General features: G+C 53.1%; 16 protein-coding genes. 12 read left to right on the top strand and 4 right to left on the bottom strand.

Going from position 1 to position 23373, the window contains the following annotated elements:
• Positions 1-81: 81 nt before the first annotated feature.
• Positions 82-1779, top strand: coding sequence for a malate dehydrogenase (maeA, locus tag OGV52_RS08310; protein ID WP_016153104.1), 1698 nt, complete (start codon positions 82-84; stop codon positions 1777-1779).
• A gap of 309 nt (positions 1780-2088) precedes the next feature.
• Positions 2089-3804, top strand: a complete 1716-nt coding sequence (locus OGV52_RS08305) for an ABC-F family ATP-binding cassette domain-containing protein (RefSeq protein ID WP_287108350.1) — start codon at positions 2089-2091, stop codon at positions 3802-3804.
• Between the two features lie 139 nt (positions 3805-3943).
• Here the strand turns inward: OGV52_RS08305 and fdnI are convergent, their stop codons facing one another.
• The 3 genes from fdnI to fdnG are packed head-to-tail and all read right to left on the bottom strand — an operon-like array spanning position 3944 to position 8538.
• Positions 3944-4600, bottom strand: coding sequence for a formate dehydrogenase-N subunit gamma (fdnI, locus tag OGV52_RS08300; protein WP_016153106.1), 657 nt, complete (start codon positions 4598-4600; stop codon positions 3944-3946).
• On the bottom strand, positions 4593-5477 hold the full coding sequence (gene fdnH / locus OGV52_RS08295; RefSeq protein ID WP_047359248.1) for a formate dehydrogenase N subunit beta: 885 nt from the start codon (positions 5475-5477) through the stop codon (positions 4593-4595). The genes fdnI and fdnH overlap by 8 nt, the downstream gene beginning before the upstream one ends.
• A gap of 13 nt (positions 5478-5490) precedes the next feature.
• Positions 5491-8538 carry a formate dehydrogenase-N subunit alpha gene (fdnG, locus tag OGV52_RS08290; RefSeq protein WP_094169740.1) on the bottom strand — a complete coding sequence of 1016 codons (3048 nt, stop codon included), beginning with the start codon at positions 8536-8538 and terminating at the stop codon, positions 5491-5493.
• 287 nt (positions 8539-8825) lie between these two features.
• Here fdnG and yddG point away from each other — a divergent pair, with 287 nt between their 5' ends.
• From yddG to OGV52_RS08275, 3 genes are all read left to right on the top strand, one after another.
• Positions 8826-9707: an aromatic amino acid efflux DMT transporter YddG gene (yddG, locus tag OGV52_RS08285; RefSeq protein ID WP_047498654.1), complete on the top strand. Its 882-nt coding sequence runs from the start codon at positions 8826-8828 to the stop codon at positions 9705-9707.
• A gap of 459 nt (positions 9708-10166) precedes the next feature.
• The gene (ompD, locus tag OGV52_RS08280; RefSeq protein ID WP_131345781.1) at positions 10167-11261 is read left to right on the top strand and encodes a porin OmpD; all 1095 of its coding nucleotides are present in this window, start codon (positions 10167-10169) and stop codon (positions 11259-11261) included.
• Between the two features lie 83 nt (positions 11262-11344).
• Complete coding sequence (locus OGV52_RS08275; RefSeq protein ID WP_016153111.1) at positions 11345-11785, top strand: GFA family protein; 441 nt, start codon at positions 11345-11347, stop codon at positions 11783-11785.
• On the opposite strand, the gene OGV52_RS08270 is transcribed toward OGV52_RS08275, so the two are convergent.
• The gene (locus OGV52_RS08270; RefSeq protein ID WP_046276366.1) at positions 11786-13273 is read right to left on the bottom strand and encodes an MFS transporter; all 1488 of its coding nucleotides are present in this window, start codon (positions 13271-13273) and stop codon (positions 11786-11788) included.
• 117 nt (positions 13274-13390) lie between these two features.
• Between OGV52_RS08270 and OGV52_RS08265 the strand changes: the two genes are divergently transcribed.
• The 7 genes from OGV52_RS08265 (at position 13391) to OGV52_RS08235 (ending at position 23363) form a co-directional block, all read left to right on the top strand.
• On the top strand, positions 13391-13969 hold the full coding sequence (locus tag OGV52_RS08265; RefSeq protein ID WP_016153113.1) for a TetR family transcriptional regulator: 579 nt from the start codon (positions 13391-13393) through the stop codon (positions 13967-13969).
• A gap of 212 nt (positions 13970-14181) precedes the next feature.
• The gene (locus OGV52_RS08260; protein WP_047358146.1) at positions 14182-15567 is read left to right on the top strand and encodes a NarK family nitrate/nitrite MFS transporter; all 1386 of its coding nucleotides are present in this window, start codon (positions 14182-14184) and stop codon (positions 15565-15567) included.
• A 113-nt stretch (positions 15568-15680) separates the two neighbouring features.
• A complete protein-coding gene (locus tag OGV52_RS08255) occupies positions 15681-19421 on the top strand; it encodes a nitrate reductase subunit alpha (protein ID WP_049282382.1) in 3741 nt (1246 codons plus the stop codon).
• Complete coding sequence (gene narH, locus OGV52_RS08250) at positions 19418-20962, top strand: nitrate reductase subunit beta (protein ID WP_016156550.1); 1545 nt, start codon at positions 19418-19420, stop codon at positions 20960-20962. The genes OGV52_RS08255 and narH overlap by 4 nt, the downstream gene beginning before the upstream one ends.
• Entirely contained in the window at positions 20962-21657 is a 696-nt protein-coding gene (narW, locus tag OGV52_RS08245; protein ID WP_016153117.1) for a nitrate reductase molybdenum cofactor assembly chaperone, read from the top strand. Before narH ends, narW begins: the two co-directional genes overlap by 1 nt.
• Positions 21654-22334, top strand: coding sequence for a respiratory nitrate reductase subunit gamma (narI, locus tag OGV52_RS08240; protein WP_003833047.1), 681 nt, complete (start codon positions 21654-21656; stop codon positions 22332-22334). The genes narW and narI overlap by 4 nt, the downstream gene beginning before the upstream one ends.
• Before the next feature lie 135 nt (positions 22335-22469).
• Entirely contained in the window at positions 22470-23363 is an 894-nt protein-coding gene (locus tag OGV52_RS08235) for a PhzF family isomerase (protein ID WP_200052211.1), read from the top strand.
• Positions 23364-23373: the final 10 nt, after the last annotated feature.

Below are 23373 nucleotides of genomic sequence, written 5' to 3'. Positions count from 1 at the left end.
CTTCGGCCGTTTCCCTGGCGGACAGGCCACATACGATCATAAAGAGTGCCAGGGACGGTTATTCAAAAAAGAGTGAGTGACATGGAAAACGAAACTAAAAAACTGCGTTCCCTTTACATCCCCTACGCTGGCCCGGTTCTGCTTGAATTCCCTTTACTGAATAAAGGGAGTGCTTTCAGTGCGGAAGAACGCCGTAACTTCAACCTGCTGGGGTTACTGCCGGAAGTGGTCGAGACGATTGAAGAACAGGCTGAACGCGCCTGGATCCAATATCAGGGATTCAAAACCGAAATCGATAAACATATTTACCTGCGCAACATCCAGGACACCAACGAAACCCTGTTTTACCGGCTGGTGCATAATCACCTTGATGAGATGATGCCGGTTATCTATACCCCAACGGTCGGCGCGGCCTGTGAGCGTTTCTCCGAGATTTATCGTCGCGCACGCGGCGTGTTTATCTCTTATCAGAACCGCCACAATATGGACGATATCCTGCAAAACGTTCCTAACCACAATATCAAGGTCATCGTTGTCACCGATGGGGAACGTATTTTGGGTCTTGGCGATCAGGGGATCGGCGGGATGGGTATTCCAATCGGTAAACTGTCGCTGTATACCGCGTGTGGTGGGATCAGCCCGGCCTACACCCTGCCGGTGGTACTGGACGTCGGAACCAACAACCAGCAACTGCTCAACGATCCGCTGTATATGGGCTGGCGTAATCCGCGTATCACCGATGATGAATACTACGAATTTGTCGATGAATTCATCCAGGCCGTGAAGCATCGCTGGCCGGACGTGCTGTTGCAATTTGAAGACTTCGCACAGAAAAACGCCATGCCGCTGTTGACCCGCTATCGCGATGAAATTTGCTCGTTTAACGACGATATTCAGGGTACCGCTGCGGTAACCGTTGGCACGCTGATTGCGGCCAGCCGTGCGGCCGGTAGCCAGTTAAGCGAACAGAACATTGTCTTCCTCGGGGCAGGTTCCGCCGGTTGCGGAATTGCCGAGCAGATCATCGCGCAAATCCAGCGTGAAGGTTTAAGCGAAGAAGCGGCGCGTCAACGCGTGTTTATGGTCGATCGCTTCGGCCTGTTAACCGATAAGATGCCGAACCTGCTCTCTTTCCAGACCAAACTGGTGCAAAAACGCGAAAATCTGCAGCACTGGGATACGCAAGAAGATGTGCTGTCGTTACTCGATGTGGTACGCAACGTTAAGCCGGACATCCTGATTGGTGTTTCCGGACAGACCGGCCTGTTTACCGAAGAGATCATTCGCGAAATGCATAAGCATTGCCCGCGTCCGATCGTCATGCCGCTGTCTAACCCGACTTCCCGCGTAGAAGCCACGCCACAGGATATTATCGCCTGGACCGAGGGTAACGCGCTGGTTGCGACCGGTAGCCCGTTCGCACCGGTACTGTGGAAAGAGAAAATCTATCCCATTGCCCAATGTAACAACGCCTATATCTTCCCGGGTATTGGTCTGGGGGTAATTGCTTCTGGCGCATCGCGTATCACTGATGAAATGCTGATGTCGGCCAGTGAAACGCTGGCGCAGTATTCACCGCTGGTGCTCAACGGCGAAGGACTGGTATTACCTGAGCTGAAAGATATTCAGACCGTTTCCCGCGCCATCGCGTTTGCCGTCGGTAAAATGGCCCAGCAGCAAGGCGTGGCGGTGAAAACCTCCGCCGAAGCGCTGCAACAGGCGATTGACGATAATTTCTGGCAGGCAGAATACCGCGACTACCGTCGTACCTCTATCTGACGGTTTGCCCGGCGGCACGTTGCTGCCGGGCGCTCAGAACTTGCGCGACTGCGTGACTTACGATTACACTTTCGCTACCGATTAACATTCTGAAAAACAAAAGGAGGATACTTATGCTGTACTGTGAACGTTTTATCGTTTCACATGCTTTTGGCGATCGCCAGTGCTCAAGCGTTATCGGTATCGTGCTGCGATAACTTCTGCTTGAGCGAAGCTAACTTCTAAATCCCCTTCTCTCGGGCTTACCGGGTTATCGTCAGCGATGTTTGACGAGGCGTTTTTACGCCTGTAACTCTTGAGTAAGCAACAATGAGCACATTACTAACCGCACAATCCTTACACGTTGATACGGCATTCGGCACGCTATTCGACGATCTTTCCTTTACCCTGAAAAAAGGCGACCGCATCGGGCTTATCGGTTACAACGGCTGCGGCAAAAGCACGCTGTTAAAACTGCTCGACGGCACAATTTCGCCGACCAGTGGGGTTATCGGGCAGGCAAATCACTGCCATCTCGCCCGTGTAGAACAACATCTCCCAGACGAAATACTGCCGCTCACGCTGCAGGAAGCCGTTCTGGCTCAACTGCCCGAGCATGAACGCGCAGGTCAGCAGTGGCGAGTTGAAGCACTGCTCGCCGAAATGGGGTTCACGCCGGAGAATTTATCTCTGACAGCACACACGCTGAGCGGCGGCCAACACACGCGTCTGTTATTGGCGCGGGCGCTGATGCGAAACCCTGACCTGCTGCTGCTGGATGAGCCGGGTAACCACCTGGATCTGCCAACATTACTGTGGCTGGAACAGTTCTTACAAAACTGGTCTGGCAGTTTTGTGGTGGTTTCCCACGACCAGCAGCTGTTAGACGCGGTGACTCACGGAACCTGGATCCTGCGCGATCGAACTCTTCATGCCTTCGATCTGCCCTGTAGCGCAGCGCGTCAGGCTCTGGCAGAAAGAGACATCAGCGATGCTCTGCGCCATAAGGCTGAGCAAAAGGAGATAGACCGGGTGACCGCCAGCGCCAAACGGCTGGCTACCTGGGGGCGGGTCTACGACAACGAAGATCTTTCCCGCAAGGCCAAGCAGATGGAAAAGCAGGTACAGCGCCTGAAAGAGGTACAGACTGAAGTGACGTCAGGAAGTCAGTGGACACTAACATTGCAGGGAGATGCCCTGCGTGCGGATCGTTTGCTGGAGATGACTAATCTGTCCGTGGTCCCTGCTCCCGACGCCGATACGCTGTTTTCCATTGCCGGTCTCCGGTTAAAAAGCGGCGATCGCGTGGCGATTGTCGGGCGCAACGGTTACGGGAAATCATCGTTGTTAAGGCTTATCTGGCAACAGTTTCACTCACAACTGGCATCACCTTCACTGGTGTTGCACCCGCGCGTTACGTTGGGGTATTACGACCAGACGCTGCACCAACTCGCAGATAACGATTCGTTATTTGACGCGCTGGAGCCGTTTGCTCCGCAGCCTGATATCCGCAAAATGGCGCTGATTAGCGCGGGTTTTCCGTGGGTTCGTCACGCGCAGCGGATCAGTTCCCTAAGCGGCGGCGAGCGCTCCCGGCTGCTGTTTGTTGGGCTAACGCTTGCGCGCTACAGCCTGCTGATGCTCGATGAACCGACCAACCATCTGGATCTGGAAGGTAAAGAGGCGTTGGCAGAAACGCTGCAAAGCTATAACGGCGGCGTGTTGTTGGTCAGTCACGACCGTCAGCTTATTAGCAAAAGCTGTAACCGGTTTTGGTTGATCGACCACGGCGAACTCAGTGAATGGCACGATCTGGACGCGGTCAATGCGCGTATTCGGGAAACATCCTCGGAGATAACCGTTCCCAAAACGGTGGTCGATGCAAGAGCCGAAATAAGCGGTGACAGCGATGGATTGCTGGAACAACTTCTTGAGCTGGAGCAGCGTCTGGCTGACGATCTTGCCCGCAAGCCGAAACATCAAAAGCCGCTGTTACAGGCGCAATGGCGTGAGGAGATTGAGCGCCTGAACTCACAACTGGAGTAAACCGTATTGCCGGATGGCAGGCCTACATCAGCAAAATGCGCGTGTAGGCCCGTCATCCGGCTTATCGAAATATGACGTTTTTTTGGCAAAAAAATGGCGCTACTGGTGTAGCGCCATTACGATCAGGGCACGTCAGAAGTTAGTTAACCCCTTCCTCGCTCTCTTTTTTCGCTTCTTGTCGTTCAACTTCGCGATACCAGCGTGGGTGATGTTTCTTCGCCCAGCGACGGCTCACTTTCCCTTCGACCATGCCTTTAATCGATCCTTTCACCCAGAATGCCATATACATGTGGATGAGGATGGCGTGCATCAGGATAATCCCCGCAGCCGCATGGATAAGCAGGCTATAGCGCACGACCTGCATCGGGAAGAACTGCGCAAAGTACGGACGCCAGATAATGATGCCGGTGATCAGCAGCACGAAAATCATGCTCATGATCGACCAGAACATCATTTTCTGCCCGGCATTGTACTTACCCACGTCCGCCACTTTGTGTTCATTGCCTTTCAGCACTTCCACAATGTTTTTCAGCCACGGGATATCTTTTTTATCCGGGATGTTGTGGTGAACAAAGCGTACAAACATGAACATCAGTGCCACGAAGATCAGCAGTCCGAAGAACGGGTGCAAAATGCGCCCCATCTGCGGCGTACCGAAGGTCTGCGTCAGCCATTGCAGAGTCGGGAAGAAAAACGAAATCCCCGACAACGCCACCAGGAAGAAGCAGATCACCACCGTCCAGTGACAGGCGCGGTCGATAAACTTCGTGCGCACAATCATTTTCGACTTACTCATGATGATCCTCCTCGTCGTCGTCCACTTCCTTATTCGGACCGATACCAATGTAGTGGTAAATCAGTCCGGCGAAGGTGGCGATAAATCCGGCAGCGGCCAGCGGTTTCAGCGCCCCTTTCCACAGATTGATAGAGGTATCGATCTGCGGTTCTTTCGGCAGGCCGTGATACAGCTCCGGCTGGTTGGCATGATGCAGAACGTACATCACGTGCGTGCCACCCACACCTTCCGGGTTGTAAACACCGGCATGTTCATAACCACGTGCTTTCAGTTTTGCCACTCGCTGTTCGCCCATTTCCAGCATTTCCTGCTTGGTACCGAAATGGATTGCCCCGGTCGGACAGGTCTTCACGCAGGCAGGTTCCTGCCCGACGCTGACGCGGTCCACACACAGCGTACATTTATACACGCGGTTATCCTCTTTATTGAGGCGCGGAATATTAAATGGACACCCGGCAATACAGTAGCCGCAGCCAATGCAGTGCTCTGACTGAAAATCAACAATCCCGTTGGCGTACTGGATGATAGCCCCGGCAGACGGGCATGCCTTCAGGCAGCCCGGATCTTCACAGTGCATACAGCCGTCTTTACGAATCAACCACTCGAGCTTGCCGTTCTGTTCGGTTTCGGTAAACCGCATCACCGTCCAGGACTTGGCGCTAAGATCGGCAGGGTTGTCATACACCCCGACGCAGTGGCCGACTTCATCGCGGATATCATTCCACTCTGAGCATGCCACCTGACAGGCCTTACAGCCTATGCAGGTGGAAACGTCGATCAGCTTCGCGACCTCAGATTTGTAATCACGGGCCTGAGGCGGCGGCGTGATGGCGTTTGTTGCGGACCGTTTGATGATGTCCTGCGTTTCCATAGACATATGTTCGCCTCCCTTACGCCTTCTCGATGTTAACTAAAAACGCTTTGTATTCCGGCGTTTGCGAGTTTGCATCACCGACATTCGGCGTCAGGGTGTTGGCGATATAGCCTTTACGCGCGACTCCTTCAAAGCCCCAGTGGATCGGGATCCCAACCGTTTCAACCTGCTGACCGTTGACGTGCAGAGTACGCAGACGACGGGTAACCACGGCAACTGCGCGAATAAATCCACGCTTGCTGCTAACTTTGACGTGATCGCCGTTGGAGATCCCCTTCGCTGCCGCCAGCGTTTCGCTGATTTCCACAAACTGCTCTGGCTGGGCAATCGCATTCAGCAATGCGTGCTTGGTCCAGGTATGGAAATGTTCGGTCAGACGATAGGTCGTTCCGACATACGGGAAGTCCTGTTTCGTGCCCATGCGTAACTTATCCGCTTCGTACAGACGCGCTGCCGGGTTGGAGATCACGTTCGGATGCAGCGGGTTCGTACCCAGCGGCGTTTCCATCGGCTCGTAGTGTTCCGGGAACGGACCTTCCGCCATCTTATCGATAGCGAACAGACGGCCCAGCCCTTCCGGCTGCATAATAAACGGATTGGTGCCACTGCCCGGTGCTGCGGTGTTGAAGTCCGGGATATCGTTCCCCGTCCACTTCGTGCCGTTCCACTGGATCAGCATGCGTTTTGGATCCCATGGTTTACCTTGCGGGTCCGCCGAAGCGCGGTTATACAACACGCGACGGTTTAACGGCCATGCCCAGGCCCAGCCCAGCGTATTACCGAGACCTGACGGGTCGGCGTTATCGCGATTGGCCATCTGGTTGCCCTGCTCGGTCCAGCTACCGGTATAAATCCAGCAGGACGATGACGTAGAACCATCATCGCGCAGAAGCGCAAAGCTGCTGAGTAACTGGCCTTTCTTCGCAACCAGCACACCGTTGGCATCATAGAGGTCTTCCAGCGCATAGCCGTTGTTCTCTTTTGCCACTTCCTCGGAGTGCGGTTCATCCGGCTGCTTATAGTTCCAGCTCATTTTCAGCACGGGTTCAACGGCTTTACCACCTTCAGTGCGATACATGTCGCGCAGACGGTGATAAATACCTGCCAGAATTTCGCCGTCGTTGCGGGCTTCACCCGGGGCATCCTGACCTTTCCAGTGCCACTGCAGCCAGCGACCGGAGTTGGCGATGGAGCCGTCCTCTTCCGCAAAGCAGGTGGATGGCAAGCGAAAGACTTCGGTCTGAATAGAAGCCGGATCAACGTCGTTTGATTCGCCGTGGTTCTGCCAGAACGTTGAGGTTTCAGTCACCAGCGGATCGATAATCACCAGATACTTCAGTTTGCTCAGGCACTGCACCACTTTGTTTTTGTCCGGGAAGGACGCGACCGGGTTAAAGCCCTGACAGATGTAGCCGGTGACTTTCCCGCTATCCATCATGTTGAAGTATTTGATGACGTCGTAGGACTGATCCCACTTCGGCAGCCACTCAAAGCCCCAGTCGTTTTCTTTCTGCGCCGCATTGCCGTAGAAAGATTTCATCAGGCTGACGAAGAATTTCGGGTAGTTGCCCCAGTAGTTCACCTGATCGGCCAACGTCGCTTTTGGCGTGTTAGCGGCCAGATAGGTTTGCAGATCGGCCTGTTTCTCTGACGGCAGCGTCAGGTAGCCTGGCAGACTGGTAGAGAGCAGCCCTAAGTCGGTTAAACCCTGAATGTTGGAGTGACCGCGTAAAGCGTTGACCCCACCACCTGCCATCCCCATGTTGCCGAGCAGCAACTGGATCATGGCCATGGTACGGATGTTCTGCGCCCCGACGGTATGCTGTGTCCAGCCCAGTGCATACAGGAACGTGGTGGTGCGATCCGCTGCGCTGGTAGAAGCCAGCACTTCGCAAACTTTCAGGAAGTCTTCTTTTGGCGTACCGCAGATGTTTTCCACCACATCCGGCGTGTAGCGGGAAACGTGCTGTTTTAGCAGATTCCAGACACAGCGAGGATGGCTTAACGTTTCATCGCGTTTCGCGTAGCCGTTTTCATCGAACTGGTAGTTCCAGGACGATTTATCGTATTGGCGTTTTTTCGCGTCGTAACCGCTGAACAGGCCGTCTTCAAAAGCAAAATCATCCCGCACCAGCAGGCTGGCGTTGGTGTAATGCTTAACGTATTCAGCGTTGATTTTGTTGTTTTCAATCAGATACAGCAAGACGCCGGACAGGAACGTAATGTCCGTGCCGGAACGAATTGGCGCGTAAATATCCGCTACCGAGGCTGTACGTGTAAAACGGGGGTCAACAACAATTAGCGTGGCATCATTGTTGTTTTTAGCTTCCATCGCCCAGCGGAATCCCACCGGATGTGCTTCAGCGGCGTTACCGCCCATCACCATCACGACGTTGGCGTTTTTAATATCAACCCAGTGGTTGGTCATCGCACCGCGACCAAATGTTGGAGCAAGACTTGCTACCGTTGGTCCGTGTCAGACGCGCGCCTGGTTGTCTACTGCCAGCATGCCGAGTGAGCGCACAAATTTTTGCGTCAGCATGCCGGTTTCATTACTTGCCGCAGATGCACACAGCATCCCGGTAGAAAGCCAGCGGTTTACCGTTACGCCCTGCTCATTCTTCTCAATAAAGTTGGCGTCGCGGTCAGTTTTCATCAGCTTCGCGATACGGGTGAAAGCCTCATCCCAGCTGATACGCTGCCATTTGTCGGAGCCTGGAGCGCGATATTCCGGGTAACGCAGACGGTTTTCACTGTGCACGTAGTCCAGTAATCCTGCGCCCTTAGGGCATAATGCCCCACGGCTCACCGGATGATCCGGATCCCCTTCAATATGGTAAATCGACTCTTTGGCGTTTTTTGCTCCATCTCCCAGGCTATACATTAATAGCCCGCAACCTACGGAACAGTATGTGCAGGTGTTTCGGATCTCTTTGGCGCGCAACAGCTTATAGTTTCGCGCCTGAGCCAGTGCCATTTTGGGTGCAAAACCCAGAGCGGCTACTGTTGTTCCCGCCATACCGCCCGCGCAGATTTTAAAAAATTGTCTGCGGCTGACGTCCATTGCTTTCCTCTTTTTTGCAGGGATTCGTACAGGAAATCTCTCAAATTGCGCCAGCGCGGCATGATTGAAAGATGACATGTACAACTTCGCGACGAAACTATCAGCTATATCCATATTTTTTTTGCGTCAAATCAATAACGAAACGGTTCCGCTACTAAATAGTGCACTTCGCTTAACCTTTGTACCCATAAGGGAGTAGACAAAAGGGAATTAATTAGCGCGCTACAGTGTAAAGGTGCTATACATTTCAGCTTAATTTTTGCCAGTACCATGGACAGACAATCAGCATGACAAAACAAAAAGCAACGTTAATTGGGCTTATTGCCATCGTGCTCTGGAGCACGATGGTCGGGCTTATTCGTGGGGTAAGCGAAGGACTGGGGCCGGCAGGCGGCGCGGCGATGATTTTTACATTAAGCGGCCTGTTGCTGATATTTACCGTCGGCTTCCCAAATATCAGAAAAATTCCTGTGCGATATTTAATCGCCGGTAGCGTGCTTTTTGTTAGCTATGAAATATGCTTAGCGCTGGCCCTCGGCTATGCCGCCACTCGTCACCAGGCTATTGAAGTGGGTATGGTCAATTATCTCTGGCCAAGTCTGACAATATTATTCGCCATCTTATTTAATGGCCAAAAAACAACCTGGTTAGTGATTCCCGGATTAATCATCGCATTGACCGGGGTTTGTTGGGTGTTGGGGGGCGAAAACGGCCTCAATCCTGGAGAAATTATCAGTAATGTTGCCAGCAGTCCGCTTAGCTATTTCCTCGCCTTTCTCGGCGCTTTTATCTGGGCAACGTATTGCACGGTGACCAATAAATATGCAAAAGGTTTTAACGGCATCACCGTGTTCGTTTTACTAACGGCGGCAAGTTTGTGGATTTACTATTTAATTACGCCTCAACCGGAAATGGTTTTTAGCACTTCGGTGACGATTAAAATGTTCACGGCAGCATTAACGTTAGGATTTGCCTATGCCGCGTGGAATATTGGCATTTTGCATGGCAACGTGACCGTTATGGCCGTCGGGTCTTATTTTACTCCAGTGCTCTCCTCTGCGCTGGCGGCGGTGTTGCTCAGCGCCCCGCTGTCACTATCCTTCTGGCAAGGAGCGCTGATGGTCTGCGCGGGGTCTCTGCTTTGCTGGCTGGCAACGCGCCGTGCCTGAAAAAAAGTCGGGTTTTATCACAAACAAATAAAATCCGGCTATACTTTAGACAATTTAATGAATAATAATTGTTCATTCCACTGCGGTTTATGTTTATATTTGTTTAATTAAATGTTAAATATATGGAAATTAATTAACACCCGAAAGTATTACTCGGTCATCTATATCTCTTCACATGTATATATTACACCTGCGAAACTAACGCCATTTAAATCATAGCCTGCACAATAGTTCCCCGTGTAAATATACCCATTCCGATCTGTCACATATTAAGATTAATGCAATCAGCTATATTATGTAGATCTGGATCACACAACTTCAAATATTTCGCAATATTATGAAACTTATTATTGAACTTATACCACTGCGTCATTTAAAAATGGTTTGCCATTGACGAACCCCTTCGTTTAGCAATGGTTTAGGAAACACACCAAGAAATAATTATAAGGATTATTTAGAATGAAACTTAAATTAGTTGCAGTGGCAGTGACTAGCCTGTTGGCGGCAGGTGCGGTAAACGCAGCTGAGGTATATAACAAAGACGCAAACAAACTGGACCTGTACGGTAAAGTTCACGCTCAACACTACTTCTCTAACGATACCAGCAGCGATGGCGACAAAACTTACGCGCGTCTGGGCTTCAAAGGCGAAACTCAGATCAACGACCAACTGGTTGGTTTCGGTCAGTGGGAATATGAATTCAAAGGCAACCGTTCTGAAGATCAGGGTTCCGACAAAGATAAAACCCGTCTGGCATTCGCTGGCCTGAAATTCGCTGAATACGGTTCTTTCGACTACGGTCGTAACTACGGCGTAGCTTACGACATCGGCGCATGGACCGACGTTCTGCCAGAGTTCGGTGGCGATACCTGGACCCAGACTGACGTCTTCATGACTGGTCGTACTACTGGCGTTGCAACCTACCGTAACACCGACTTCTTCGGTCTGGTTGAAGGTCTGAACTTTGCCCTGCAGTACCAGGGTAAAAACGATCGTAGCGCCGACAAAGAAGCTAATGGCGACGGCTTCGGTCTGTCTACTACCTATGAGTACGATGGCTTCGGCGTAGGTGCAACCTATGCGAAATCTGACCGTACTGACTCCCAGAACAACCACAGCGGTCAGTTCAAAGCTGACGGTAAGAACGCTGAAATTTGGGCTGCTGGCCTGAAATATGATGCGAACAACATCTACCTGGCAACCACCTACTCCGAAACCCGTAACATGACTACCTTTGGTGGTACTGTTAAAGGTACTGAGATCATCGGTATTGCAAATAAAGCACAGAACTTTGAAGCTGTTGCTCAGTACCAGTTCGACTTCGGTCTGCGTCCGTCCGTTGCTTACCTGAAGTCTAAAGGTAAAGACATCAACGGTTACGGCGACCAGGATCTGGTTGAATACGTAGACCTGGGCGCGACCTACTACTTCAACAAAAACATGTCCACCTTCGTTGATTACAAAATCAACCTGCTGGATGCCAACAACTTCACAAGAGCTGCCGGTGTAAGCACTGACAACATCGTTGCTGTTGGTCTGAACTACCAGTTCTAATTTTGTTGTAGTCTGAATACAAAGCCAGTCCTTCCAGGGCTGGCTTTTTCTCTTAATGTAGACTCGGTCATAAGGAGTATGCCGTGCAGACATTCACTGGTCGTTGTCTTTGCGGGCAGAGTCATTTTACCGTCGACGTCGAAATGCTGGATGTCTATGCCTGTCATTGTACGCTGTGCCAGAAGTGGTCAGGTGGCATCGCTATGTATCTGGAAGCCAGCGCTCAGCCGCTGATGTCGCCAGATTCAGCAGAACCTTCGCACTTCCCTTCTTCAAATCGTGGTGAACGTTTCTTCTGTTCCGGTTGCGGGTGCCCGCTGTGGTTTACCCTAACGGGCAGCGATCGTTATTTTGTGCCGTGGACGCTGCTGGAACTGAATGAGGTGGATCGCCGCCGCCTGGTTTTAGCGGCAGAGATCTATACGGAAACACAGCCTGCGTTCTGGAGGCTGACGGGGCAATACGCTCGACTGAGTGGGAAAGAAGTCGAAGAGATGGATTACCCCTGTCATTTAGCCCATTAGTTATTGACGCTGTACCTTTGCCAGACTGAACCACATTCCTACCGCTAATACGATAAGCATGCTGCCGGCGCTGCTTAAGGCCACGCTGTGCGACCAGGTAAAGGCTTCTTTAGCAGCCGACAGCAACGCCTCACTCAGCGACGACGGGAGCGAGTGCGCCAGTTGCACCGCCTCCCCCATTGACGATGAGGCTCGTTCTATCTCCTGTGGATTAAGTCCGACAGGCGGCAGAATCGAGGCTGAAAAGCTGCGGCTCAACAACAAACCAAAGATAGCGATCCCAAGCCCGGCCCCCAGTTCATAAGCCATTGTCTCAATGGCGCCCGCGGCTGCGGCTTTTTCTGCCGGGGCTGCCGCCATGATAGCCGCCGTTGAGGCCAGCAGCGCACTGGCGGCGCTGAAACCGAGCAAAGCCATTAATATCCAGGCTTGAATCTGCTGAGTACTGAAATCCGTCATCGCCAGGCCGTAAAAACTGACGGCGCTAAGCGCCATACCCGCCGTTGCCACACAACGTAATCCCAGGCGTGACACCAGCATACCGGCAATGGGGCCGCTGAAGCCGCTTGCCAGCATCACCGGCAGCATAAACAGTCCCGCCTGATACGGTGTTAAACCATGAACAAACTGTAGCTCCTGAGCCATCAGTAACTCGAAACCCACCAGAGTTATCATGGCGGTCATCGCCATCACAACGCCGCTTAAGATGATACGATGCGTGAACAGCCGCATATCAATCATCGGGCGGGAAGCAGCGAGCTGGATGCGGACAAACTGCCACAACAGTAACGCGCCGGTTAACAGCGTCAACGCAATGGCAGCGGTCGCCGTATGCCCTTTCAGCGCGGTTTTAGCGCTGTAAACCAGCAGCAGAATGGCGACAATCAGCATTATCGCATGACCGAAATTTAACGACTGATCGCGACGTCCGGCCTGGCGCGGCACTAAGCGTGCGGTTAAGGCCATTACCACCAGGACAATCGGTACATTAATTAAGAATACGGATCCCCAGTAGAAGTGCTCCAGCAGCATCCCACCAACCAGTGGGCCAAATGCCGCACCGCCGGAACCTACGGCAGCCCAGACACCAAGCGCCATATTGCGATGCCGTTGCTCAGCGAATGTGGCGCGAATACCCGCAAGCGTTGCCGGAACAATCATCGCTGCCCCAATCGCCAATACAGCCCGGGTGGCAATCAGCCAACCCGCGCTATGGGCAAAGGCAGCGGCCAGCGATGCGAGACCAAATACTCCGCCCCCTAACAGCAGCAGACGTTTAAAGCCAATACGATCGCCCAGCGCGCCCATTGGCAATACCATTCCGGCCATTACCAGAGAATAAATATCAATGATCCACAGCAGCTCGTTACCACTGGCACCCAGCGTCATACTCAGCGTGGGCGCGGCAACGTGCAGCACCGTTGCATCAATCGCAACAGGGATGTAGACCAGTACAATAATGACTAACGTTAACCACTGACGAAACATAAAACTCCCTAACGAAACTGAAACTGGACACGTGTCCAGCTTTAGCGATCCTACGGAAATTTGAACGTATGTCCAACTTTTTGTTAGACTGCGTGCTATACGGGTACAGGAGGAAAGATGAGCTATCTGAATCGGGACGAACGTCGGGAAGTTATTCTGCAAGCGGCCATGCGTGTCGCGCTTGAGGAAGGATTTACTGCTATGACGGTGCGGCGTATTGCCACGGAAGCTCAGGTGTCCACCGGGCAGGTACACCATCACTTTACCTCTGCGGGTGAGTTAAAATCCCTCGCTTTTGTGCAACTGATACGGACCCTTCTGGATGCCGAACAGGTCAGTGATAACGCCAGCTTCCGCGAACGACTGCATGCTATGTTGGGCAGCGAAGATGGCGGGTTCGAACCCTACATTAAACTGTGGCGTGAAGCGCAGGTCCTGGCGGATAAAGATCCGGAAATCAAAAGCGCCTACCTGCTAACCATGCGGATGTGGCATGAAGAAACCGCCGCTATCATCACTCAAGGACAGAGTGCAGGTGAATTTTCAGCAATACCGGATGCGGCCGAGGTGGCCTGGCGCTTAATCGCATTGGTTTGCGGCCTGGATGGCATCTATGTCTTAGGCATTGAGGAAATGGCCGACCCTGCATTCGAACGCCATTTGGATCGTATGATTACGTTAGAGTTAGTTAATTGATGTTATAGATGAATTAATAATACATCTTTTATTTTTACAATTGGTAACACTTAAGCAACATGTAATTCCCTCATCACGCCGCGTTATTGCACTTTTTTATCTATTCTTTCAGTCAATATTCCCAAAACTTTTCAATAGTTTCTAAAAAGAACTCGCGCGGCGCTGTGTGCGTTTATTTCTTTTTCATGAACGGCATGGGCATGGAGAATAATATGTCAGCATCAAATGAGAAAAATAATCGTTATCTTTTAACTGACTGGAAACCGGAGAACCCTGCCTTTTGGGAAAACAAAGGTAAGCATATTGCACGCAGAAACCTCTGGATATCAGTAAGTTGTCTGTTGCTGGCGTTCTGCGTCTGGATGTTGTTCAGCGCCGTGGCCGTCAATCTGAATAAAATTGGTTTTAATTTCACTACTGACCAACTGTTTTTATTAACGGCATTGCCTTCTCTTTCTGGCGCAATATTGCGCGTTCCCTACTCCTTTATGGTACCTATATTTGGTGGGCGCCGGTGGACCATTTTTAGCACGATTATTCTGGTTATTCCCTGCGTCTGGCTGGGTTTTGCCGTGCAAAATAACGCTACTCCGTTTGGCGTATTTATTATCATTGCGCTGATGTGCGGTTTTGCTGGCGCAAACTTTGCCTCCAGCATGGGTAATATCAGCTTTTTCTTCCCCAAAGCGAAACAAGGCAGCGCATTAGGCGTTAACGGTGGTCTCGGCAACCTTGGCGTCAGCGTGATGCAGTTGATCGCGCCGCTGGTGATCTTTCTGCCTATCTTTACCTTTTTGGGCGTACAGGGCGTACCGCAAGCCGACGGCTCGTTATTGTCGCTGGCCAATGCCGCATGGATTTGGGTTCCGTTACTGCTGATAGCCACCTTAGCAGCAGGCATGGGAATGAACGATATTGCCAGTTCGAAGGCCTCAATTGCTTCCCAGTTGCCGGTCCTCAAACGTTTTCATCTGTGGTTATTAAGCCTGCTGTATCTCGCCACTTTCGGTTCATTTATCGGCTTTTCGGCAGGCTTTGCCATGCTGGCGAAAACTCAGTTCCCGGACGTGAATATCCTGCAACTGGCGTTCTTCGGCCCCTTCATCGGTGCTCTTGCGCGATCGGCAGGTGGGGTGATCTCTGACAAATTCGGTGGTGTGCGCGTCACGTTAATTAACTTCATCTTTATGGCGTTGTTTAGCGCCCTGCTGTTCCTCACCCTGCCAGGGTCAGGCGAAGGAAACTTTGTCGCCTTCTACCTGGTGTTTATGGGCTTGTTCCTGACTGCAGGTCTGGGAAGCGGCTCAACCTTCCAGATGATCGCGGTGATCTTTCGCAAAATCACCATATACCGGGTGAAGCTGCACGGTGGTACTGAAGAACAGGCCCAACGTGAGGCGGTAACCGATACCGCTGCCGCCCTGGGATTCATCTCTGCTATTGGCGCTGTGGGGGGCTTTTTCATCCCCAAAGCATTTGGTTCATCGCTGGCGCTGACTGGCTCTCCGGTGGGCGCAATGAAAATATTCCTCGTGTTTTACATCGTCTGCGTGCTGGTGACCTGGCTGGTCTATGGCCGTAAATCACAAAAAAAATAACAAAATGGATACCGCAGGATCGGACAGTTCGATAGGCCGGATAAGGCGTTAACCGCCATCCGGCCTACCGTTCGATTCACCGTCGGCAATATTCTCAAAGCAGGAGTTATGTCATGAGTAAACTGTTCGATCGCTTTCGCTACTTTAAACAAAAGGGCGATACGTTTGCCGATGGGCACGGGCAAGTGATGCACACCAACCGGGACTGGGAAGACAGCTATCGTCAGCGCTGGCAGTTCGACAAAATTGTGCGTTCTACCCACGGCGTTAACTGTACCGGCTCATGCAGTTGGAAAATCTACGTCAAAAACGGACTGGTGACCTGGGAAACGCAGCAAACCGACTACCCGCGTACCCGCCCTGACCTGCCAAATCATGAACCCCGTGGCTGCCCGCGCGGTGCCAGCTACTCCTGGTATCTTTACAGCGCCAACCGTCTGAAATATCCCCTGGTGCGTAAACGTCTGATCGAACTGTGGCGCGACGCCCTGTCCCGCCAGCCCGATCCGGTGCTGGCCTGGGAATCCATTATGAACGACCCGCAAAAATGCCAGAGCTACAAGCAGGTACGCGGGCGCGGTGGTTTTATCCGTTCCAACTGGAAAGAGCTTAATCAGCTCATTGCCGCCGCCAACGTCTGGACGGTGAAAACCTATGGCCCGGATCGCGTGGCCGGGTTCTCCCCGATCCCTGCTATGTCGATGGTCTCCTATGCCGCAGGCACACGTTATCTTTCGCTACTGGGCGGAACCTGCCTGAGCTTCTATGACTGGTACTGCGATTTACCGCCTGCATCACCGATGACCTGGGGCGAACAGACCGATGTTCCAGAATCCGCCGACTGGTATAACTCCAGCTATATCATCGCCTGGGGGTCAAACGTGCCGCAGACCCGTACCCCGGATGCGCACTTTTTTACTGAAGTACGCTACAAAGGCACCAAGACGATTGCCATTACGCCGGATTACTCGGAAGTCGCCAAACTGTGCGACCAGTGGCTGGCCCCCAAGCAAGGGACAGACAGCGCGTTGGCGATGGCGATGGGCCACGTGATTCTGAAAGAATTCCACCTCGACAATCCAAGCGATTACTTCATCAATTACTGTCGTCGCTATACCGATATGCCGATGCTGGTTTTGCTGGATGCCCGGGAAGATGGCAGCTACGTGCCAGGGCGCATGATGCGCGCCTCAGACCTTGTCGATGGTCTGGGCGAAAGTAACAATCCGGAGTGGAAAACCGTGGCCGTTAACACTGCTGGCGAACTGGTGGTCCCGAACGGGTCTATCGGTTTTCGCTGGGGCGAGAAAGGTAAATGGAACCTGGAGCCACTGGCGGCTGGCGCTGAAACAGAACTTTCCCTCTCGTTGCTTGGTCAGCATGATGAAGTGACCGGCGTGGCATTCCCCTACTTCGGCGGCAACGAAAACCCACATTTTCGCAGCGTGAAACAGGAACCCGTGCTGATTCGTCAACTGCCGGTAAAACATCTTACCCTCGCCGACGGCAGCCGTTGCCCGGTGGTAAGCGTCTATGATCTGGTGCTGGCGAATTACGGCCTCGACCGCGGTCTGGATGACGCTCATAGCGCGCAAGATTACAGCGAAGTGAAAGCCTACACCCCGGCCTGGGGAGAGCAAATTACTGGAGTCCCTCGCCGTCATATCGAACAAATCGCCCGTGAGTTTGCCGATACGGCGCACAAAACCCATGGCCGTTCGATGATTATCCTCGGGGCTGGCGTCAACCACTGGTATCACATGGATATGAACTACCGTGGAATGATTAACATCCTCGTGTTCTGCGGTTGTGTGGGACAAAGCGGCGGCGGCTGGGCGCACTATGTGGGTCAGGAGAAACTGCGTCCGCAAACCGGTTGGTTGCCGCTGGCCTTTGCGCTGGACTGGAACCGCCCGCCGCGTCAGATGAACAGCACCTCGTTTTTCTACAATCACTCCAGCCAGTGGCGTTATGAAAAACTCACCGCTCAGGAACTCCTCTCTCCGCTGGCTGACGCGTCGAAGTTTAGCGGACATTTGATCGACTTTAACGTGCGGGCAGAAAGAATGGGCTGGCTGCCGTCCGCGCCGCAGCTCAACCTCAACCCTCTGACCGTCAAAGCAAAGGCAGAACAAGCGGGAGTGTCGCCTGCACAATACACTGCACAGGCGCTGAAATCGGGTGAAATTCGTTTTGCCTGCGAGCAGCCGGATAGTGGTAACAACCATCCGCGTAATCTCTTCGTCTGGCGCTCTAACCTGCTCGGCTCCTCCGGTAAAGGGCATGAATACATGCTCAAGTATCTGCTGGGTACCGAAAGCGGGATCCAGGGGGAAGCGCTCGGTTCAAGCGAAGGTATTAAACCTGAAGAGGTGGAATGGCAGTCCGCGGCGATAGAGGGCAAGCTTGATCTGCTGGTAACGCTCGATTTCCGTATGTCGAGTACCTGCCTGTTCTCCGATGTCGTTTTGCCGACCGCCACCTGGTATGAAAAAGACGATATGAACACCTCGGATATGCATCCGTTTATTCACCCGCTGTCGGCGGCGGTCGATCCTGCGTGGGAATCGAAGAGCGACTGGGAAATTTATAAAGGCATCGCCAAAGTCTTCTCTGAGGTTTGCGTCGGGCACCTTGGGCAAGAAACGGATGTGGTATTGCAACCGCTGCAACACGACTCCCCGGCAGAGCTGGCGCAGCCGTTTGACATTCAGGACTGGCGTAAAGGCGAATGCGATCTCCTCCCGGGGAAAACGGCGCCCAATATTGCCGTCGTGGAACGTGACTATCCCGCCACCTACGAACGCTTCACTTCGCTCGGTCCGCTAATGGACAAGCTCGGTAACGGCGGGAAAGGTATTACGTGGAATACCCAGACGGAGGTCGATTTCCTCGGCAAGCTGAACTACACCAAACGCGAAGGTCCGGCGAAAGGCCGACCACTGATAGACACCGCGCTGGACGCGTCTGAGGTGATCCTCGCCCTGGCACCGGAAACGAACGGTCAGGTGGCGGTGAAAGCCTGGGAAGCGCTGGGAGCGATGACCGGACGCGACCATACGCATCTGGCGTTGAACAAAGAAGACGAGAAAATCCGTTTTCGCGATATTCAGGCGCAGCCGCGCAAAATCATCTCCAGCCCCACCTGGTCCGGGCTGGAAAGTGAACATGTCTCCTATAACGCAGGCTATACCAACGTCCACGAGCTGATCCCGTGGCGTACCCTGTCCGGTCGCCAACAGTTGTACCAGGATCACGCGTGGATGCGAGCCTTTGGTGAAAGTCTGGTGGCATATCGTCCGCCTATCGATACCCGTAGCGTCAGCAATATGCGCGAAGTTCCGCCTAACGGCTTCCCGGAAAAAGCGCTCAACTTCCTGACTCCGCATCAGAAATGGGGGATCCACTCTACCTACAGCGAAAACCTGCTGATGCTGACGCTGTCGCGCGGCGGCCCCATTGTCTGGATCAGTGAGACCGATGCTAAAGAGCTGGGCATTGAGGATAACGACTGGATTGAAGCCTTTAACGCCAACGGCGCGCTCACCGCGCGGGCTGTGGTGAGTCAGCGCGTGCCGCCGGGAATGACCATGATGTATCACGCTCAGGAGCGAATCATGAATATCCCTGGCTCGGAAGTCACTGGTATGCGCGGCGGGATCCATAACTCAGTCACCCGCGTCTGCCCGAAACCCACGCACATGATCGGCGGCTATGCGCAACTGGCATACAGCTTCAACTATTACGGCACAGTCGGCTCTAACCGCGATGAGTTCATCATGATTAGAAAAATGAAAAATATTAACTGGCTGGATGATGAAGGTCGCGATCAGGTACAGGAGGCGAAAAAATGAAAATACGCTCACAGGTAGGCATGGTTCTTAATCTGGATAAGTGCATCGGCTGCCACACCTGCTCCGTCACCTGTAAAAACGTCTGGACCGGACGTGAAGGGATGGAATATGCGTGGTTTAACAACGTTGAGACCAAGCCAGGCATTGGTTATCCGAAAAACTGGGAAGATCAGGAAGAGTGGCAAGGCGGCTGGGTTCGCGATGTTAACGGTAAGATAAGGCCGCGCCTGGGCGGCAAGATGGGCGTTATCACCAAAATTTTTGCTAACCCGGTGATCCCGCAAATCGATGATTATTACGAACCCTTTACCTACGATTATCAGCATCTGCATAGCGCGCCGGAAAGCAAGAATCAGCCTACCGCACGTCCGCGTTCGCTGATAGATGGCAAGCGGATGGACAAGATTATCTGGGGTCCTAACTGGGAAGAGTTGCTCGGCGGTGAGTTCTCAAAACGTGCCCGCGACCGTAACTTTGAGAAAATGCAAAAGGAGATGTACGGGCAATTCGAAAACACCTTCATGATGTATTTACCGCGCTTGTGCGAACACTGCCTGAACCCAAGCTGTGTCGCCACCTGCCCGAGCGGTGCCATCTATAAGCGCGAAGAAGACGGCATCGTGTTGATCGACCAGGATAAATGTCGCGGCTGGCGCTTGTGCATCAGCGGTTGTCCGTACAAAAAAATCTACTTTAACTGGAAGAGCGGTAAATCAGAGAAGTGCATTTTCTGCTACCCGCGTATTGAGTCGGGCCAGCCGACGGTATGTTCGGAAACCTGCGTGGGACGCATCCGCTATCTTGGCGTATTGCTGTACGACGCCGACCGCATCGAAGAAGCAGCCAGCACCGAGCATGAGACCGATCTCTACGAGCGTCAGTGCGATGTGTTCCTCAATCCACACGACCCGGCGGTCATTGAAGAGGCGTTAAAACAAGGTATTCCGCACAACGTCATCGAAGCGGCCCAACGTTCGCCCGTTTACAAGATGGCGATGGACTGGAAGCTGGCGCTGCCGCTGCACCCGGAATACCGCACCCTGCCGATGGTCTGGTATGTACCGCCGTTGTCGCCGATTCAGTCGGTCGCTGACGCGGGGGGACTGCCGCACAATGGCAACATTCTGCCAGCGGTTGAATCACTGCGAATTCCGGTTCAGTACCTTGCCAACATGCTTAGCGCGGGCGATACCGGTCCGGTACTGCGGGCGCTAAAACGAATGATGGCCATGCGCCATTATATGCGTTCGCAAACCGTAGAAGGCGTTACGGACACCCGCGCGATTGAGGAAGTGGGTCTGACCGTTGAGCAGGTTGAAGAGATGTATCGCTATCTGGCCATCGCCAACTATGAAGACCGCTTCGTGATCCCGACCAGCCACCGTGAAATGGCGCGTGATGCGTTCCCGGAAAAAAACGGTTGCGGATTTACCTTTGGCGACGGCTGCCATGGTTCAGATACCAAATTCAACCTGTTTAACAGCAGTCGTATTGACGCCATCGACATCACCGAAGTGCGCGATAAAGCGGAGGGTGAATAATGCAAATCCTGAAGGTTATCGGCCTGTTGATGGAATATCCCGACGAGTTGCTGTGGGAGTGTAAAGACGAGGCGCTGGCGCTTGTGGCCAGCGATGCCCCAATGCTTACCGAATTTAGCCAGGGGCTGCTCAATGCGCCATTACTGGATAAACAAGCCGAATGGTGTGAGATATTTGACCGGGGCCGGGCCACCTCTCTGCTGCTGTTTGAGCACGTGCACGCCGAGTCTCGCGATCGGGGCCAGGCGATGGTTGATCTGTTGGCGCAGTACGAAAAGGTCGGACTGCAGCTCGACTGTCGCGAACTGCCGGATCATCTGCCGCTGTATCTGGAGTACTTAAGCGTGTTGCCGGAAGCGGAGGCCAAAGAAGGATTGCAGAACGTCGCACCAATTCTGGCGCTGCTGGGGGGGCGTTTGAAACAGCGTGATACGCCGTGGTATCAACTGTTTGACGCCCTGCTACTGCTTGCCGGAAGCCCTCTTTCAAGTGACAGTGTCACTAAACAGGTTGGCACGGAAACCCGCGACGATACCCGACAAGCGCTGGATGCCGTCTGGGAAGAGGAACAGGTGAAGTTTATCGAGGATAACGCCACCGCCTGTGACAGTTCACCGTTACAAAACTATCAACGACGCTTTAGCCAGGACGTGGCACCTCAGTATGTCGACGTCAGCGCGGGAGGCCCGAAATGATACAGTACCTGAACGTCTTTTTTTACGATATCTACCCGTACCTCTGTGGCACGGTGTTTATCCTCGGCAGTTGGCTACGCTATGACTACGGGCAATACACCTGGCGGGCCTCTTCCAGCCAGATGCTGGACAAACGCGGCATGGTGTTATGGTCAAACCTGTTCCACATCGGCATTCTGGGGATCTTTTTCGGGCACCTGTTTGGCATGTTAACCCCGCACTGGATGTATGCCTGGTTCCTGCCGATTGCGGTGAAGCAGCAGATGGCGATGATCGCCGGTGGGCTCTGTGGCGTGCTGACGCTGGTCGGTGGCGCTGGCTTGCTGGTACGTCGTTTGACCAATCCGCGCATTCGTGCAACCTCCTCCACTGCCGATATCCTGATCCTCTGCGTTCTGCTGATTCAGTGTATCCTCGGCTTAACCACCATCCCATTCTCTGCGCAGCATCCCGACGGCAGTGAAATGCTGAAACTGGTAGGTTGGGCGCAGTCGGTGGTGACCTTCCAGGGCGGCGCGTCTGCGCATCTGGATGGCGTGGCGTTGATTTTCCGTGTGCATCTGGTTCTGGGGATGACTATCTTCCTGCTGTTCCCGTTCACACGCCTGGTTCACGTGTGGAGTGCGCCGTTTGAGTACTTTACCCGCCGCTATCAAATAGTGCGTTCACGCCGATAAATTCGCATTGAAATGTCGGGTGACGACACGCCTTATCCGGCCTACAACCAGGCACCGTAGGCCGGATAAGATAGCGATCGTCGCCATCCGGCATTTTGCACGTTATGATGCTTCTCCATTCCAGGGAGAACGTTAATGAAACCACAGGTTTACCACGTCGATGCCTTTACCTCGGTACCCTTTCGCGGCAATTCAGCAGGCGTGGTTTTGCATGCTGACGGACTGAGCGAAGCGCAGATGCAACTCATTGCTCGCGAGCTGCGTCATTCGGAAACCGCTTTCCTGCTGACCAGCGACGACAGCGATGTTCGCATCCGCTATTTCACGCCGACGGTCGAAGTTCCTATCTGTGGGCATGCTACCGTCGCTGCACATTATGTGCGGGCAAACGTGCTTGGCTTGGGCAACAGTACAGTCTGGCAAACCTCGCTGGCCGGTCGTCATCGGGTGGATATCGAAGCTACCGGGAATGGCTATCGTATTAGCCTTGAACAAGGCGTACCCGGATTTGAACCTCCGCTGGAAGAGGCTATTCGTAGTGCGATTATCGAGGCCCTACACCTGAGCGAAGACGATATGCTGGCAGGCTTGCCGATTCAGGTTGCTACCACCGGGCATTCGAAAGTGATGATTCCGCTTAAGCCCGAGGTGGACCTCGACGCCCTTTCCCCTGATTTGCAGGCTCTGACAGCCATCAGCCAACAAATTGGCTGTAACGGCTTCTTTCCTTTTCAAATCCGCCCGGGCGAAAACGCCACCGATGGCCGCATGTTTTCGCCTGCGATTGGGATTGTGGAAGACCCGGTTACCGGCAATGCCAACGGTCCAATGGGCGCGTGGTTGGTTCACCATGGGCTGATGGCGCATGATGGGAAAACGTTACGTGTTCAGGGACATCAGGGCCGTGCGCTCGGGCGCGACGGTATTGTTGATGTGACGGTGACTATCCGTGATAACCAGGCAGAAAAAGTCACCATTACCGGTTCGGCGGTGATCCTGTTTCACGCAGAATGGGCGATAGATTTTTAATTGTTCCCGT

Origin of the sequence: Citrobacter sp. Cb041, assembly GCF_030336655.1 — a bacterium.
GTDB lineage: Bacteria > Pseudomonadota > Gammaproteobacteria > Enterobacterales > Enterobacteriaceae > Citrobacter > Citrobacter braakii.
Note: the sequence above shows the minus strand (reverse complement) of the source record. Positions and strands in the feature narration are given on the sequence as shown.